This window comes from Achromobacter sp. 1011811831, assembly GCF_059760905.1.
This window is the reverse complement of sequence record NZ_JCBANG010000049.1, coordinates 1-13,953: the sequence shown is the minus strand read 5'-3', so window position 1 is coordinate 13,953 and position 13,953 is coordinate 1. Positions and strand designations below refer to the sequence as shown.

Here is a 13,953-nt window from a genome sequence, read left to right as displayed (position 1 = left end):
GGTGGAGACATGAGATGCCCGCCCAATCCAGAAGGACTCGCCATGTCCAAATATCCGCCTTCCCTCATGCTGGGGCTGCTCGGCACAGCCCTGGCGACGTTTCCCCTTGTCGGCCATGGCGCCGATCGGGGCGGGGTCTTCGTGACCTCAGCCTCGTCCAATCGCCATGTCGTGATCAATCCGGGCGACACGATCAACCATGACGGACCGGGTCCGGCGATTTACCTCGTGGGTGAATCCAACACCGTGACCGGCAGCAACATAACCATCACGACGGGCACGACGGATCCAGGCAACAAGGTGGGGGGCGTCCGTGCGCGCGGCGGCACCGTTTCGTTGCAGGACAGCTCGGTGACCACCCATGGCGACGACGCTATCGGGCTGCAGGCCGATCCGCTCCATGACTCGGCGAACATCAGTGTCACGAGGGTGCGCGTCGAAACCTTCGACGAGGGCGCGCTAGGGGCGGTGGCCAGCGGCGCAGGCGCCAGCGTCGATCTGACGGATTCATCCATCGTGACGCACGGCTATCTGGCCAGCGGCCTGCTCGTGGTGGGAAAGGGGGCCGTGATCTCGGCCTCCGGCAGCGACATCCGCACCGTGGCGCGGGGCACCGCTGGCGCGGAAGTGGTGAGCAATGGCAGGCTGGACCTGGCCAATACCCGCATCAGCGTGCAGGGCGCGGACGCGCGCGGCATTTCCAGCTACGCGGCCCAGGCGGGCAGCCGGAACAGCATCACGCTGACGCGCGGCAGTCGCGTGGAGACGCAGGACGGCGTGGCCTTGCTGGCCGCGGGTGGCGATCATGTTTTTTCGCTGGACGGCGCCGAGATCAATGCGCGTAGCGCAGGCGCGCTCGAGGGGGGCGTGCTGCTGCGTTCGCAATCCACCGGCCAGGCCAGCGGTCTGCGCGCCCCCAGCGGCAGCGCCGCGAACGCGGATATCGCCACGGGGCGCATCCAGCTGGACGCCGCGGCTTCCCGGCTGAACGGCGACGTGCTGATCGAAAGCGGCAGCGCGGACATCACGCTCGGACGCGGCTCGGTGCTGACCGGCGCGCTGGTCGAACGCGGCGGCGGCCGGGTCAATCGTCTGGCGGTGGATGCGTCCAGCGTCTGGAACGTGCGCGCCGATTCGTCGCTGGCGCTGCTGGACAATGCCGGTACGGTCGCGTTCGTGGCGCCGGGCGCCAACGGCGGCTTCAAGACCCTGACCGTCAATCGGTACGTGGATGGCGGGCTGCTGGTGCTGAATACGCGGTTGGGCGATGACGCTTCGCCCACGGACCGGCTGGTGATCGATGGCGGTTCGGTCACGGGCGGCGCTTCGTTGCGCATCATCAATGCCGGCGGAAGCGGGGCGCAGACGAAGCAAGGCATCCGGGTGGTGCAGACGCTTCATGGCGGCACGACGACGCCGGACGCCTTCCGGCTGGATGCGGGCTCGACCGGCTTTCGCCAAGGCGCCGGCACGCTGGCCGTGAACGGCTACGAATACAGCCTGGTACGCGGCGGTCAGGGCGGCGTGGCGCCAGACTGGTATCTGACCTCCGCGCCTTATACGCCCGCGCCGCCGGCTCCCGCCCAGCGGCAGGAAATGACGCCGCAGGTTGCCGTCCAGCCGCAGCTGCCAGCCGCCGCGCCCTGGCGCAACGTGTCGCCCGAGAGCGGCGCCTACATCGGCAACCAATTGGCCAGCGCCGCGTTCTTCACCCATGGCCTGCACGATCGCGTGCCGTCATGCGGCGCTTGCGGCGAGGCCAGGGACGCCTCTGCCGAGGGCGGAGCCGCGTATCGAGGTATCTGGACGCGCGTGCAGGGCCGCCAGGACAGCGGACTGCGCATGGCGGAAGGCCGTGTCGGGATCGAGCGCAGCAGCCAGATCGTGCAGCTGGGCGGGGACCTGCTGACCGCGCCGCTGGGCGGCAAGGGGGCGGTGCACCTGGGGCTCATGGGCGGCTACGGCAGTGCGCGCACGACGTCCACCTCCAGCCTGGCGCTGCCGGGGGGCGCGACGGCGCAGGCACGGGCGCGCGGCAAGGTGTCCGGCTATTCGGCGGGCGTGTATGGCACGTACTACCAGGATGACGCCAGCCGCATGGGCGCCTATGCCGACGGCTGGCTGCAGTACGGCCGCTTCAACAACCGGATCGACAGCGAGCTGGGGTCGGCGCGCTACGACGCCACCTTGTGGAGCGCCTCGGCCGAAACCGGCTATGCGCTCCAGCCTTTCGCCGAGCGATCGCCGCTGGGGCCGCTCGTTGTCGAGCCGCATGTCCAGCTGGTCTACAGCCACTACGATGCGCAGGATGCCGTGCTGCAGGGGACCCGCATGGGCGATGGCAACCCCGGCGCCTGGGACGCGCATGCTGGCGTGCGCATGTATCCCGCGGCCATCGCGGGGGCGCCGGCGGTGCGTCCGTTCTTGGAACTGGATTGGTTGCACCGCTTCAATACGCCGTCCGTGCGGATGGGGCCCAACACGCTGGCCGCCGCGTCCTCGCGCGACAGCCTGGAATTGACCCTGGGGGCCGAGGGACGGGTCAATCACAGGCTGCTGGTGGCTGGCCACGTTTTCGGCTATGAGGGCCGGGGCGGCCAGCACGGCTACGGCGGCATGGTGGACGCGGGCTACCTCTGGTAAGCCGGCCTCAGCGTTCCTCGCGCAGCGTTCCCGCCAGGATGTCCTCGCGCAGCGTCTCCAGGATGCGGCAGAACACCGTCGCGGGCAGCGAGGTGGCGGGCGACTCGGGCGCGCCGGTCTCATGCGCGATCGCCGTGCCCGCGGTGGACGCCAGCGCCTGGCGCAGTCCGGTGCTTTGCGACACGCGGGCGCGGATGGCGCGTTCGATCAGGCGATGGTGTTCGGCCGAGCCATAGGCGATACGCGCGCCTTGCCAGTGCACGGCATCGCGGCGGGCGCCGTCGCCCAGGCGCTTGGCGTCCCAGCCGCTGGCCTGGAACGCGGCCGCTCGGACCGGATCGTCTTCGGGAAACTTGATGCCCTGGATGAAGCCTTCGATGGAGGCGTACAGCGCGCCGTCCAGCACGAAGGGCGACAGGCAGAAGTTCGACAGCGCCTGGCCGCGCCAGTCGCTGGCGTTGGCGGAGATGTTCACGGCGGGCGGGGGTGAGGACATCGGCGGGGTCTCGTCTGGCGGCGGAGGGGCCCTCAAACATACCCGCGCGGCGGGCCGGCGGCAAATGGCGCCGCCGCCGGCCGCGTCTTCATGCGTTCATTGCTTCAGGTTCAGCTTGGGCATCAGCGTCTTGACGGCCTGGTTCTGCCGCTCGATGTCGGCGACGAAGGCCGGCGTGTCGGCATAGGACGGCGTGAGGTTCTGCTTGGTCATGGTTTCCTGGAACTTGGGCGAGGCGGCCAGCTCCCTGGACACCGCGAGCCATTTCTCCACCGCCTCTCGCGGCGCGTTCCTGGGCAGGCCCAGTCCGCGCCACACGCTGAACTGCAGGTCGTGGCCCAGCTCTTTCAAGGTCGGCGCGTCCAGCCCGGCGACGCGCTTTTCAGACATGACCGCCAGCGTGCGCAGCTTGCCGCTTTCCACGTGCTGGCGCAGCTCGGCGTAGGCCACGGTGGTGGCCTGCACATCGCCGGCGAGCAGGCCCATGATGGCCGGCGCGGAGCCGTTGTAGGGGATGTGTTCCAGCTGCGCGCCGATGGCCTCGGCGAAGGCGCCGGCGGCCACGTGCGGAATGGTGCCGTTGCCGGCGTTGGAGAACGCGACCTTGCCGGGGTTGGCCTTCACGTGCTGGATGAATTCCTGGGCGGTCCGCCACGGCGCGTCGGCGCGCACGGTGATCGAGGACGGGTCGTCGGTGAAGCGCGCGATCGGCTGGAAGTCGCCGACGGTGACCTTGCCGATGCCCATCAGCGGCACAACCAGCATCTCCGGCGTCATCAGGATCAGGCGGTAGCCGTCGTCGGAGCCGGCCACATAGGACCAGCCGATGGAGCCGCTGCCGCCGGGGCGGTTCAGCACGACCACGGACTGGGGCATCAAGGGACGCGCGGCGTCGGCGATGGCGCGCGCCGTGTTGTCGCTGCCGCCGCCGGGCTGGTAGGACACGACCAGTTCGATCGACTTGGTCGGATAGCTGTCCGCGGCCTGGGCGGCGGCGCCGCAGCAGGCGGCGGAAAGCAGGAGCAGGTTGAGCAGTTTCATGGGATTCGGGTGTTGCCTTGAGCGGGGTTGGGGCGCCGATCTCGCTGCATCGAATGCCGCCCGCGGCGCCGGCGGGAGGCGTGCCGGCTCGCGCCGGCGGGGTCTTGGGGTTGGTACGCCAGGCCTCAGTAGCCCAGCGCCTTCAGGTCCTCCAGGGTGCGCTTGACGATGGCGATGCTGCGTTCGCGTTCCTCGCCGGCCAGGTCCAGGCGCGGCGGCTTCACCGTTTCGGCCGAGCCGGTGATCAGGTGCTCGGCCAGCTTGATGTGTTGCACCAGCTTGACCACGGTATCCAGGTGAAAGAGCGGCGTCAGCGCGGCGTAGAGCTTGCGCGCCTGCGCGAAGTCGCCGGCCATGGCCAGTTCCAGCAGCCGCACCGATTCCCTGGGCAGGGCATTGGCCATGCCCGACACCCAGGCCCGCGCGCCCAGCGCCGCGCTCTCGACGATCAGGTCGTCGACGCCGCAGACCACGGCCAGGCGGTCGCCGAAACGCGACACCAGGTCGGTGACGCGGGTGGTGTCGTAGGACTCTTCCTTGATGGCGGTGATGGTGGGTGATTCCAGCAGTTCGGCGACCACGTCCGGCGTCAGGTCCACGCCATAGCCGCGCGGGTTGTTGTAGAGCAGGATCTCCAGCCGCGAGGCCTGCGCCACGCCGCGGTAGAAAGCGATCGTCTCGCGCGCGTCGGACTTGTAGGTCAGCCCGGGAAACACCATCAGGCCATCCACGCCCAGCTTTTCGGCTTCGCGGGCGTAGGCGGCGGCGCGCGCCGTGCTGGTTTCCGCCAGCCCGGAGATGACCGGGACGCGGCCGCGCACCGTGTCCAGCGCGGTGCGCAGCACGGTCAGTTTCTCCTCGGGCGCGAGCTGGGCGTTCTCGCCCACCATGCCCATCATCACGACGCCGCTGACGCCATTGGCGATCAGGCGTTCCAGCCCGGCGCGGATGGCGTCGGTGTCCAGCGAGAAATCCGGTTTCAGCTTGGTGGTGACGGCGGGGAAAACGCCTTTCCATTGGATGGCCATGTGTACGCTCCTGGGCGATGGGGAAGAAAGCAGGCGGAAATTCGGCACGGTTTATGGTTACTTTATATTGGATCCAATTTAAGGGGGCATGTCTGCACCCGATGACATCTCCTGTGCCGCTTCGGCAAACGCTGCGACCGGTTCATCTGGAACCGTCATCGGCAACGGACAGGGATTTTGGATCCAATATAATTCTGCGACTAGCTTGCGGGATCCGTGCGTTCTTGTCTCTGCGGGGTTCCCCTAGTGTCCGCATTCCGGGCGTGCCGCCACCCTGGGGTGCCGCCGTGGTCCGCCGCAGGCGGCTTGCGGTTCGCAGTCGCCTGGCCAGGGCATGCTGGCCCGCCCCTTGCAGCAGAGGCTATCGCAGTGACCAGACATTCTTCCCCGTCCGACGCCAACCGTCAGCGCATCGTGCGCAAGACCACGACCGAGCTGGTGGCCGACGTATTGCGGGATCGCATCCTGTCGGGCGACATCCCGCCGGGCGAACCGCTGCGCCAGGAACTGTTCGCCGAGGAGCTGGGCGTCAGTCGTATTCCGGTGCGCGAAGCGCTGCGCCTGTTGAGCGCGGAGGGGCTGGTCGACACCATCGCTCACCGGGGCGCCTTCGTGACCATGCTGTCGCGCGCGGAAGTGCAGGAGTTCTTCGAGCTGCGGCTGCGGCTGGAACCCTGGATCCTGCGCGAGGCGATTCCGCTGCTGGAAGCCGCCGACCTGTCGCAGGCCTCGGAGGTGGTGGCGCGCATGGACGGGGCCGAGCCCAGGCAGTGGGGCCAGCTGAACTGGCAGCTGCATGAACACCTGTACCGCGCGGCGCGGCGACCGGCGGCCCTGGGCATGATCCGCGCGCTGCATGAAAAGTCCGAGCGCTATTTCCGTTTCCAGATCGTCAACGCGCCCATCCGGCAGCAGGCCCACGACGAGCACACGGCGCTGATCGCGCTGTGCCGCGAGGGGCAGGCGGACGACGCCGGCGCGGCGCTTGAGCGGCATATCGAGCAGGCCGCGGCGCAGATCCTGGACATCGTCGACCGTTTGCTGGAAAGCAGCGCGGCCGCGCCGGGCTGGAGCGACGCGCAGGCTGGGGCCAGGCCCGCCTGATGCGCGCTGCTGTCGTTTCTCAGGCGTCGCGGTTGAAGCGCGCCCGGTAGTCGGCGGGCGAGACGCGCAGCCGCCGCTGGAACACGCGCCGCATGTTGTCCGCGTTGCCGAACCCGCAGTCGTAGGCGATGGCCTTGAGCGGCTGGCGGCTGCCTTCGAGCAGGCGGCGCGCGGCATCGACGCGCGCGCGCTCGATGAACTCGCGCGGCGTGATGCCGGCGGCCTGCGTGAAATGGCGCGCGAAACTGCGCGCGCTCATGCCGGCGATGGCGGCCAGCCTGGCCACGCTGTAGTCGTCGCCAGCGTGTTCCATCACATGAGCCTGCACCCGCGCGATCGGCGTGCCCGGATCCTGCGGCGCGCTCAGGTAGGGGCTGAACTGCGATTGTCCGCCTTGCCGCTGCGCTACCACCACCAGCTTCTGCGCGATGCGCAGCGCCAGTTCCGCGCCGTGGTCCTCGGCCACCAGCGCCAGGGCCAGGTCGATGCCGGCGGTTACGCCGGCCGAGGTGATCAGCGCGCCGCTGCGCACATGGATGCGGTCCGGCTCGACCCGCGCGGCGGGAAAGCGGGCCGCCAGCTCATCGGCGAATTCCCAATGCGTGGTGACGGTATGCCCGTCCAGCAGCCCGGCGTGGCCGAGCGCGAAGGCGCCGGTGCAGATCGATCCATGCACGCGCGCGCATGGGCAAGCCCGCCGCAGCCAGCCGCTCAAGGCGGGGTCGTGCGCGGGCGTGGGACCGCCCGCCGCCAGCACCACGTCGTAGCGGTCGTTGGCGTTCGCGCAGCGCAGGTCGGGCAGCATGCGCGATCCGTTGGACAGGCGCACCGGCCCGTCCTGCGGGGACACCAGCAGCAGGCGGTAGCCAGCGCCTTCGCCGAGCAGCGCGGTGGCAGCCGAAAACACATCCATGGGGCCGGCCAGGTCCAGCGCCGCCGCGTCCGGGCCGAAGGCGAGGGCGACGCTGCGCGGCGCGGGCATCAGGCCGCGCTCCAGGCGGTGGCGCGAACGGGCTTGCGTTTGGCCGGATCTGCCTGTGCCGCGGCGTTGTCGCCAGCGGGCGCCGACACTATAAAAACAGGGCGAAAACGCATAGACACTTTATCGAGACTGTAATGAAGATCGTATGTTTCATGTACCCGGGTTTCACGGCGCTGGACCTGGTGGGACCGGTGACCGCCTGGGGCGCCATGCCGGACGTGGCGTTCGAGTTCGTGGCATCCGCCAAGGGCGACGTGCTCACCGATTCCGGGCTGACGCTGCGCGCCACGCATGACTTTACCGACTTTTCCGCCGCGCCCGATGTGCTGCTGGTACCGGGCGGCGCGCTGCCGACGTTCGAGGCGCTGCAGGACGACGCCTTGCTGGACGCGATCGCGCGGGCGGGTGAGGGCGCGGCCTGGGTGACCAGCGTATGCACGGGCGCGCTGCTGTTGGGCGCGGCGGGTCTGCTGCGCGGCTACCGTTCGGCCAGCCACTGGACCGCGCGCCACTACCTGGATCAGTTCGGCGCGATACCCGATGCGGCCCGCGTCGTCATTGATCGCAACCGCGCCAGCGGCGGCGGCGTCACCGCCGGCATCGACTTCGGCCTGTCGATGATCCGGCACTGGCGCGGCGAGGAGACATCGAAGCTGATCGAGCTGGTGCTGGAATACGCGCCCGAGCCGCCCAACGCCTGCGGTCGCCCCGAACTGGCCGACGCCGCCACGCTGGCGCAGGCGCGCGCGCTGACCGGGCCGATGATGCCGGCGGAGCTGGTGCGGGCGGCGGCGCTGCGGCGTGGTTTCGCGGCTGGTTGAACCGGCTGCCGCCAGGCCGGCGGCGCGCGTTGGCGAGCGGCCGGGCAGTTACCGCGAGCGCGATGCCGCCTTCGATTTGATCTTCAAACTCTCCGGATCCGGGTTTTCCCGGTTCCTCCCATTTCTTCAAATTTGTATGATGACCCGATAACTTAAACCCAAAGAGACACGCTGTCGCGGCGCCTCGTCCGGGCCGCGCTGGCGGCCGGCCGGGCGTCTGCCCGGCGCAAGGCCATGACCGAAGACGCCCTTTCCGAGTCCCGCATCCGCGAAGAAATCTGCACTGTCGGCGCCAGCCTGTACAACCGTGGCTATACCGTGGGCGCCGCCGGCAATATCAGCGCGCGCCTGGACGACGGCTGGCTGATCACGCCCACCGACGCCTGCCTGGGCCGGCTCGATCCCGCCGCGTTGTCCAAGGTCGATGCCGCAGGCAACTGGGTGTCCGGCGCCAAACCGTCCAAGACCCTGGCGCTGCACCAGGGCATCTACCGCGCCAATCCCGACGCGCGCGGCATCGTGCACACGCATTCCACCCATCTGGTGGCGTTGACGCTGGCCGGCGTCTGGCGCCCGGACGAAGTCCTGCCGCCGATCACGCCCTACCAGGTCATGAAGGTCGGGCGCATTCCGCTGATCGCCTATCGCCGTCCCGGCGATCCCCAGGTCGCCGCCGAGGTGGCGGCGCTGGCCGCCCAGGTGCGCGGCGCGCTGTTCGAGCGGCTGGGGCCGGTGGTCTGGGAACGCTCGGTGGCGCATGCCGCCTACGCGCTCGAAGAACTCGAGGAAACCGCGCGCCTGTGGCTGATGAGCCGGCCGCGTCCCGAGCCGCTGGACGCCGCCGCGCTGGAGGAACTGCGCGCCGTGTTCGGCGCCCGCTGGTGATTTTCCCGACCACCAAGCCCGCCGGCCGCGAGCAAGCGGACCGGCGCGGCGCAAGACCCTGGAGACAACGATGACCCGGATGGACATGGCCGTGGAGACGGCCGCCGGCAGCACCCCGCAGGATCCCGAGGCCCGCGCCACCGCGCGCGCCTACGCCAAGGTGTTCTGGCGCCTGGTGCCCTTCCTGATGCTCTGCTACGTGATCGCCTACCTGGACCGCGTCAACGTCGGCTTCGCCAAGCTGCAGATGTCGCAGGACCTGGGTTTCAGCGAAGCGGTGTTCGGCCTGGGCGCGGGCGTGTTCTTCCTGGGCTATTTCCTGTTCGAGGTGCCCAGCAACCTGCTCATGCACCGTATCGGCGCGCGCATCTGGATCGCGCGCATCATGATCACCTGGGGCCTCCTGTCCGCCATGTTCATGTTCGTCGAGACGCCCACCGGCTTCTACGTGCTGCGCTTCCTGCTGGGGCTGGCCGAGGCGGGCTTCTATCCGGGCGTGATCCTGTACCTGACTTATTGGTATCCGGCGCAGCGCCGCGCCAAGATCATCGCGCTGTTCATGTCCGCGATTCCCGTGGCCGGCATCTTCGGCAATCCGCTGTCGGGCTGGATCATGGAAGCCTTCCACGGCGCGCACGGCCTGCAGGGCTGGCAGTGGATGTTCCTGATCGAGGCGCTGCCGGCCATCCTCATCGGCATCGTCACCGTCATGTACCTGGATAACGGCATCGACCGCGCCAAGTGGCTCAGCGACGAGGAAAAACGGCTGCTGACGCGCGAGATCGAGGCCGACCAGAAGCAGGCCGGCGCGCAGCGCCATTCGCTGCGCGAGGTCTTCGCCGACAAGCGCGTCTGGTGGATGTGCCTGATCTACTTCACCTTCGTGGCCGGCCAGTACGGGCTGACCTTCTGGATGCCCACGCTGGTCAAGTCCACCGGCGTGAGCGGCGCGTTCAAGATCGGGCTGCTCAGCGCCATCCCCTTCCTGTGCGCCATCGTGGTCATGAACCTGCTGGGCCACAGCGCCGACCGCCGCCGCGAACGCCGCTGGCACCTGATCGTGCCGGCCCTGGCGGGCGCCATCGGTTTCGCCGCCACGGCCTCGTTCGCCGACAACACCGCCATGTCGCTGCTGTTCCTGTCGCTGGCCGCGGCCGGCGTGCTGACCTGCGCGCCGCTGTTCTGGTCGCTGCCCACCGCCTTCCTGTCGGGCACGGCCGCCGCCGCCGGCATCGCCATCGTCAACTCCGTGGGCAACCTCGCGGGCTTTGTCAGCCCCTACATGGTCGGCTACCTGAAGGACCTGACCCAGTCCACGCAGTCCGGCATGTACGTGCTGGCCGCGCTGCTGGTGCTGGGCGCCGTCGCCGTGTGGCTGACGCCGGCGCGGATGGTGAACCGATAGCTTCATACCAACAAGGAATCGCCGTGCCGCGCCTGGCTGCCAACCTCAGCATGATGTACACCGAGCATCCCTTCCTGGAACGCTTCGCCGCGGCCGCGCGCGATGGCTTCCAGGCGGTGGAGTTCCTGTTCCCCTACGAGCATCCCGCCGCCGAGATCCGCGCGCGGCTGGACGTGCATGGTCTCGCGCAGGCGCTGTTCAACGCGCCGCCCGGCGACTGGCAGGCCGGCGAGCGCGGCATCGCCTCGCTGCCGGGCCGGCAGGATGAGTTCCGGCGCGGACTGGACCAGGCGCTGGAATACGCCGCGCGGCTCGGCAACCGCAGCCTGCACGTGATGGCGGGGCTGATCGCGCCCGGCCAGGACCGGGCCGCGCATCGCGCCGCGTACCTGGAAAACCTGGACCACGCCGCGCGTCTGGCGGCCGGCGCCGGCATCACCATCGTGATCGAGCCGATCAACCCGCGCGACATGCCGGGCTTCTTCCTGACCCGCCAGGACGAGGCCCAGGCGATCCGCGCCGAGCTGGGCGCGGCCAACCTGAAGGTGCAGTTCGACTGCTATCACTGCCAGATCGTCGAGGGCGACCTGGCCATGAAGCTGCGCCGCGACATGGCCGGCATCGGCCATATCCAGATCGCGGGCGTGCCGGACCGGCACGAACCCGACCTGGGCGAGCTGAACTACCCCTACCTGTTCGAGCAGATCGACGCGCTGGGCTATGAAGGCTGGATCGGCTGCGAGTACCGGCCTCGCGCGGGCACGTCGGCCGGCCTGGGCTGGGCGCGGCCCTATCTGAACCGGAGCGCCTGATCCGGCGCGCCATGTATTCCTGAATCCGCTACGAGGCACACAGCCATGAAGATACTCATCACCGGCGGCGCCGGTTTCCTGGGCCAGCGGTTGGCGCGCAAGCTGCTGGCGCAAGGCGTGTTGACGCTGGATGGCGCGGCCGAGCCGATCTCGCGCATCGACCTGCTGGACGTCGTCGCCGCCGACACGCACGGCGATCCGCGCGCCCATGCGCAGGTGGGCGATATCTCCGATCCGGCCGTGCTGCGCCGGGCGATGGACGCCGACACGCGCGTCGTGTTCCATCTGGCCGCCATCGTCAGCGGCCAGGCCGAGGCCGATTTCGACCTGGGCATGCGCATCAACCTGGATGCCTCGCGCGCGCTGCTTGAAACCTGCCGCGCGCTGGGACACCGGCCGCGCGTGATCTTCACCAGCTCCGTCGCGGTGTATGGAGGCGACCTGCCTGAGACCGTGCGCGACGATACCGCGCTGAATCCGCAATCCTCCTACGGCACGCAGAAGGCCATCGCCGAGCTGCTGCTGGCCGACTACACGCGGCGCGGCTTCGTCGACGGCCGGGTGCTGCGCCTGCCCACCATCAGCGTGCGGCCGGGCAAGCCCAACGCCGCCGCCTCGTCCTTCGCCAGCGGCATGATCCGCGAGCCGCTCAATGGCGAGGATGCCGTGTGCCCGGTGCGTCCCGGCACGCAGCTGTGGCTGCTGTCGCCGCGCGGCGCGATCGCGGCGCTGGTGGCGGGCTGCGAGCTGGACGCGGCGCGGCTGGACAGCCGCGCGCCCATCAACCTGCCCGGCGTCTGCGTGACGGCGCAAGACATGGCGCGGGCGCTGCGCGAGGTGGCGGGCGACACGGTCGCGGACCGCATCCACTGGGAGCCGGACGCGCGCGTCGAGCGCATCGTCGGCAGCTGGCCGGGCCGCTGGGATACGTCCCGGGCCGAACGGCTGGGGCTGTCGGGCGACGGCAGTTTCGCCGACATCATCCGCGCCTACATCGACGACGACCTGCCGCGCTGAGCGCGCCCGGCCGCCCGTCATCGCCACTCCTCGCCGCCACTCTCTTCACACCATGAACAGCACAACTTCTTCCTCCACATTGGCCGGTCGTCGCGTCGGCGTGGTCGGCCTGGGCGCGATGGGCTCGGGCATCGCTCGCAGCCTGCGCCGCGCCGGCCTGACCGTGCACGTGTATGACGTGCGCGCCGAGGCCGCCGCCGCCTTCGCCGCCGAGGGCGGCGTGGCCTGCGCCACGCTGGCCGAAATGGCGGTGGCCTGCGACGTGATCATCAGCGTGGTGGTCAACGCGCAGCAGACCGAGGCCGTGCTGTTCGGCGACGGCGGGCTGGCCGGCGATCTGCAACCCGGCTCGGTGTTCGTCATGTGCTCCACCGTGGATCCGAACTGGTCCGTGGCGCTGGAGGCCCGGCTGCAGGCGCTGGGCCTGCACTATCTGGACGCGCCGATCTCCGGCGGCGCGGCCAAGGCCGCCGCCGGCCAGATGACCATGATGACGGCCGGCAACGCCGCCGCCTACGCGGCTTGTGAAGGCGTGCTGGAAGCGATGGCCGGCAAGGTCTACCGGCTGGGCGACCGCGCCGGCGCGGGCAGCAAGGTCAAGATCATCAACCAGCTGCTGGCCGGCGTGCATATCGCCGCGGCCGCCGAGGCCATGGCGCTGGGCCTGCGCGAGGGCGTGGACGCCGATGCGCTGTACGAGGTGATCACGCATAGCGCCGGCAACAGCTGGATGTTCGAGAACCGCATGGCGCACGTGCTGGCCGGCGACTATGCGCCGCTGTCGGCGGTGGACATCTTCGTCAAGGATCTGGGGCTGGTGCTGGACACGGCCCGCCACAGCAAGTTTCCGCTGCCGCTGGCCTCCACCGCGCACCAGATGTTCATGCAGGCGTCCACCGCCGGCCATGGCCGCGAGGACGACAGCGCGGTCATCAAGATTTTCCCGGGCATCCGCCTGCCGGAGGCGAAATGAGCATCAAGCTGGGCTGCATCGCCGACGATTTCACCGGCGCCACCGATCTGGCCAACAACCTGGTGCGCGCCGGCATGCGCGCCGTGCAGACCATCGGCGTGCCGGGCGGCCCGCTGCGCGCGGATGCCGACGCGGTGGTGGTCGCGCTCAAGACGCGCAGCCTGCCCGCCGACGAGGCGGTCGCGCAATCGCTGGCGGCGCTGGCATGGCTGCGGGCGCAGGGCGCCGAGCAGATCTACTTCAAGTACTGCTCCACCTTCGACAGCACGCCGCAGGGCAATATCGGCCCGGTGACGGATGCGCTGATGGCGCGGCTGGGCACGGACTTCACCATCGCCACGCCGGCCTTTCCCGACAACAGGCGCACGGTGTTCAAGGGCTATCTTTTCGTGGGCGACGTGCTGCTGAACGAATCGGGCATGCAGCATCATCCGCTCACGCCCATGACGGATCCGAACCTGCTGCGCGTGCTGGCGGCGCAGACGCGGCGCAAGGTCGGCCTGATCGACCATGCCGTGGTGGCGCGCGGCAGCGCCGCCATCCGCGAGCGCATCGCCGCGCTGCGCGCCGAGGGCGTGGAGATCGCCATCGTCGATGCCGTGTCCAATGACGACCTGCTGGTGCTGGGGCCGGCGCTGAAGGACATGCCGCTGGTGACGGCGGGCTCGGGCGTGGCCATCGGCCTGCCGGCGAACTGGGGCCTGGCGCCGGGCGCGGCCACGGCGCCGGCGCGCGCGGCCGGCGCG

Annotated in this window: 13 protein-coding genes; 9 read left to right on the top strand and 4 right to left on the bottom strand. The window is 69.7% G+C overall.

The genetic code is table 11. The annotated features are described in order from the left end of the window. The first annotated feature begins 42 nt into the window (after positions 1-42). Complete coding sequence (locus AC6LJ9_RS18410) at positions 43-2,643, top strand: autotransporter family protein (RefSeq protein WP_498148687.1); 2,601 nt, start codon at positions 43-45, stop codon at positions 2,641-2,643. Positions 2,644-2,650: 7 nt separating this feature from the next. On the opposite strand, the gene AC6LJ9_RS18405 is transcribed toward AC6LJ9_RS18410, so the two are convergent. The 3 genes from AC6LJ9_RS18405 to AC6LJ9_RS18395 all read right to left on the bottom strand — a co-directional run bounded on the left by AC6LJ9_RS18405 (position 2,651) and on the right by AC6LJ9_RS18395 (position 5,208). After that, positions 2,651-3,139, bottom strand: a complete 489-nt coding sequence (locus AC6LJ9_RS18405) for an NADAR family protein (RefSeq protein WP_498148686.1) — start codon at positions 3,137-3,139, stop codon at positions 2,651-2,653. 96 nt (positions 3,140-3,235) lie between these two features. Then, positions 3,236-4,180: a tripartite tricarboxylate transporter substrate binding protein gene (locus AC6LJ9_RS18400; protein WP_498148685.1), complete on the bottom strand. Its 945-nt coding sequence runs from the start codon at positions 4,178-4,180 to the stop codon at positions 3,236-3,238. A gap of 125 nt (positions 4,181-4,305) precedes the next feature. Beyond that, on the bottom strand, positions 4,306-5,208 hold the full coding sequence (locus AC6LJ9_RS18395) for a dihydrodipicolinate synthase family protein (protein ID WP_498148684.1): 903 nt from the start codon (positions 5,206-5,208) through the stop codon (positions 4,306-4,308). Between the two features lie 369 nt (positions 5,209-5,577). Between AC6LJ9_RS18395 and AC6LJ9_RS18390 the strand changes: the two genes are divergently transcribed. Further along, complete coding sequence (locus tag AC6LJ9_RS18390) at positions 5,578-6,312, top strand: GntR family transcriptional regulator (RefSeq protein ID WP_498148683.1); 735 nt, start codon at positions 5,578-5,580, stop codon at positions 6,310-6,312. A gap of 19 nt (positions 6,313-6,331) precedes the next feature. Here the strand turns inward: AC6LJ9_RS18390 and AC6LJ9_RS18385 are convergent, their stop codons facing one another. Continuing rightward, positions 6,332-7,294 (bottom strand): GlxA family transcriptional regulator, encoded by a 963-nt coding sequence (locus AC6LJ9_RS18385; protein WP_498148682.1) that lies wholly within the window; start codon positions 7,292-7,294, stop codon positions 6,332-6,334. A gap of 134 nt (positions 7,295-7,428) precedes the next feature. On the opposite strand from AC6LJ9_RS18385, the gene AC6LJ9_RS18380 reads away from it, so the two are divergent. The 7 genes from AC6LJ9_RS18380 to otnK all read left to right on the top strand — a co-directional run. After that, the gene (locus AC6LJ9_RS18380; protein WP_498148681.1) at positions 7,429-8,115 is read left to right on the top strand and encodes a DJ-1/PfpI family protein; all 687 of its coding nucleotides are present in this window, start codon (positions 7,429-7,431) and stop codon (positions 8,113-8,115) included. Between the two features lie 234 nt (positions 8,116-8,349). Continuing rightward, a complete protein-coding gene (gene otnC / locus AC6LJ9_RS18375) occupies positions 8,350-9,000 on the top strand; it encodes a 3-oxo-tetronate 4-phosphate decarboxylase (protein WP_498148680.1) in 651 nt (216 codons plus the stop codon). Positions 9,001-9,070: 70 nt separating this feature from the next. Then, complete coding sequence (locus tag AC6LJ9_RS18370) at positions 9,071-10,405, top strand: MFS transporter (protein WP_212314386.1); 1,335 nt, start codon at positions 9,071-9,073, stop codon at positions 10,403-10,405. Positions 10,406-10,428: 23 nt separating this feature from the next. Continuing rightward, positions 10,429-11,217: a 2-oxo-tetronate isomerase gene (otnI, locus tag AC6LJ9_RS18365; RefSeq protein ID WP_498148679.1), complete on the top strand. Its 789-nt coding sequence runs from the start codon at positions 10,429-10,431 to the stop codon at positions 11,215-11,217. 45 nt (positions 11,218-11,262) lie between these two features. Further along, positions 11,263-12,234: a D-erythronate dehydrogenase gene (denD, locus tag AC6LJ9_RS18360; protein ID WP_498148678.1), complete on the top strand. Its 972-nt coding sequence runs from the start codon at positions 11,263-11,265 to the stop codon at positions 12,232-12,234. A 52-nt stretch (positions 12,235-12,286) separates the two neighbouring features. Then, positions 12,287-13,207, top strand: a complete 921-nt coding sequence (gene ltnD / locus AC6LJ9_RS18355) for an L-threonate dehydrogenase (RefSeq protein WP_498148677.1) — start codon at positions 12,287-12,289, stop codon at positions 13,205-13,207. Further along, on the top strand, positions 13,204-13,953 hold a 750-nt coding region (gene otnK, locus AC6LJ9_RS18350; protein WP_498148676.1), incomplete at its 3' end, for a 3-oxo-tetronate kinase. The genes ltnD and otnK, both read left to right, overlap by 4 nt.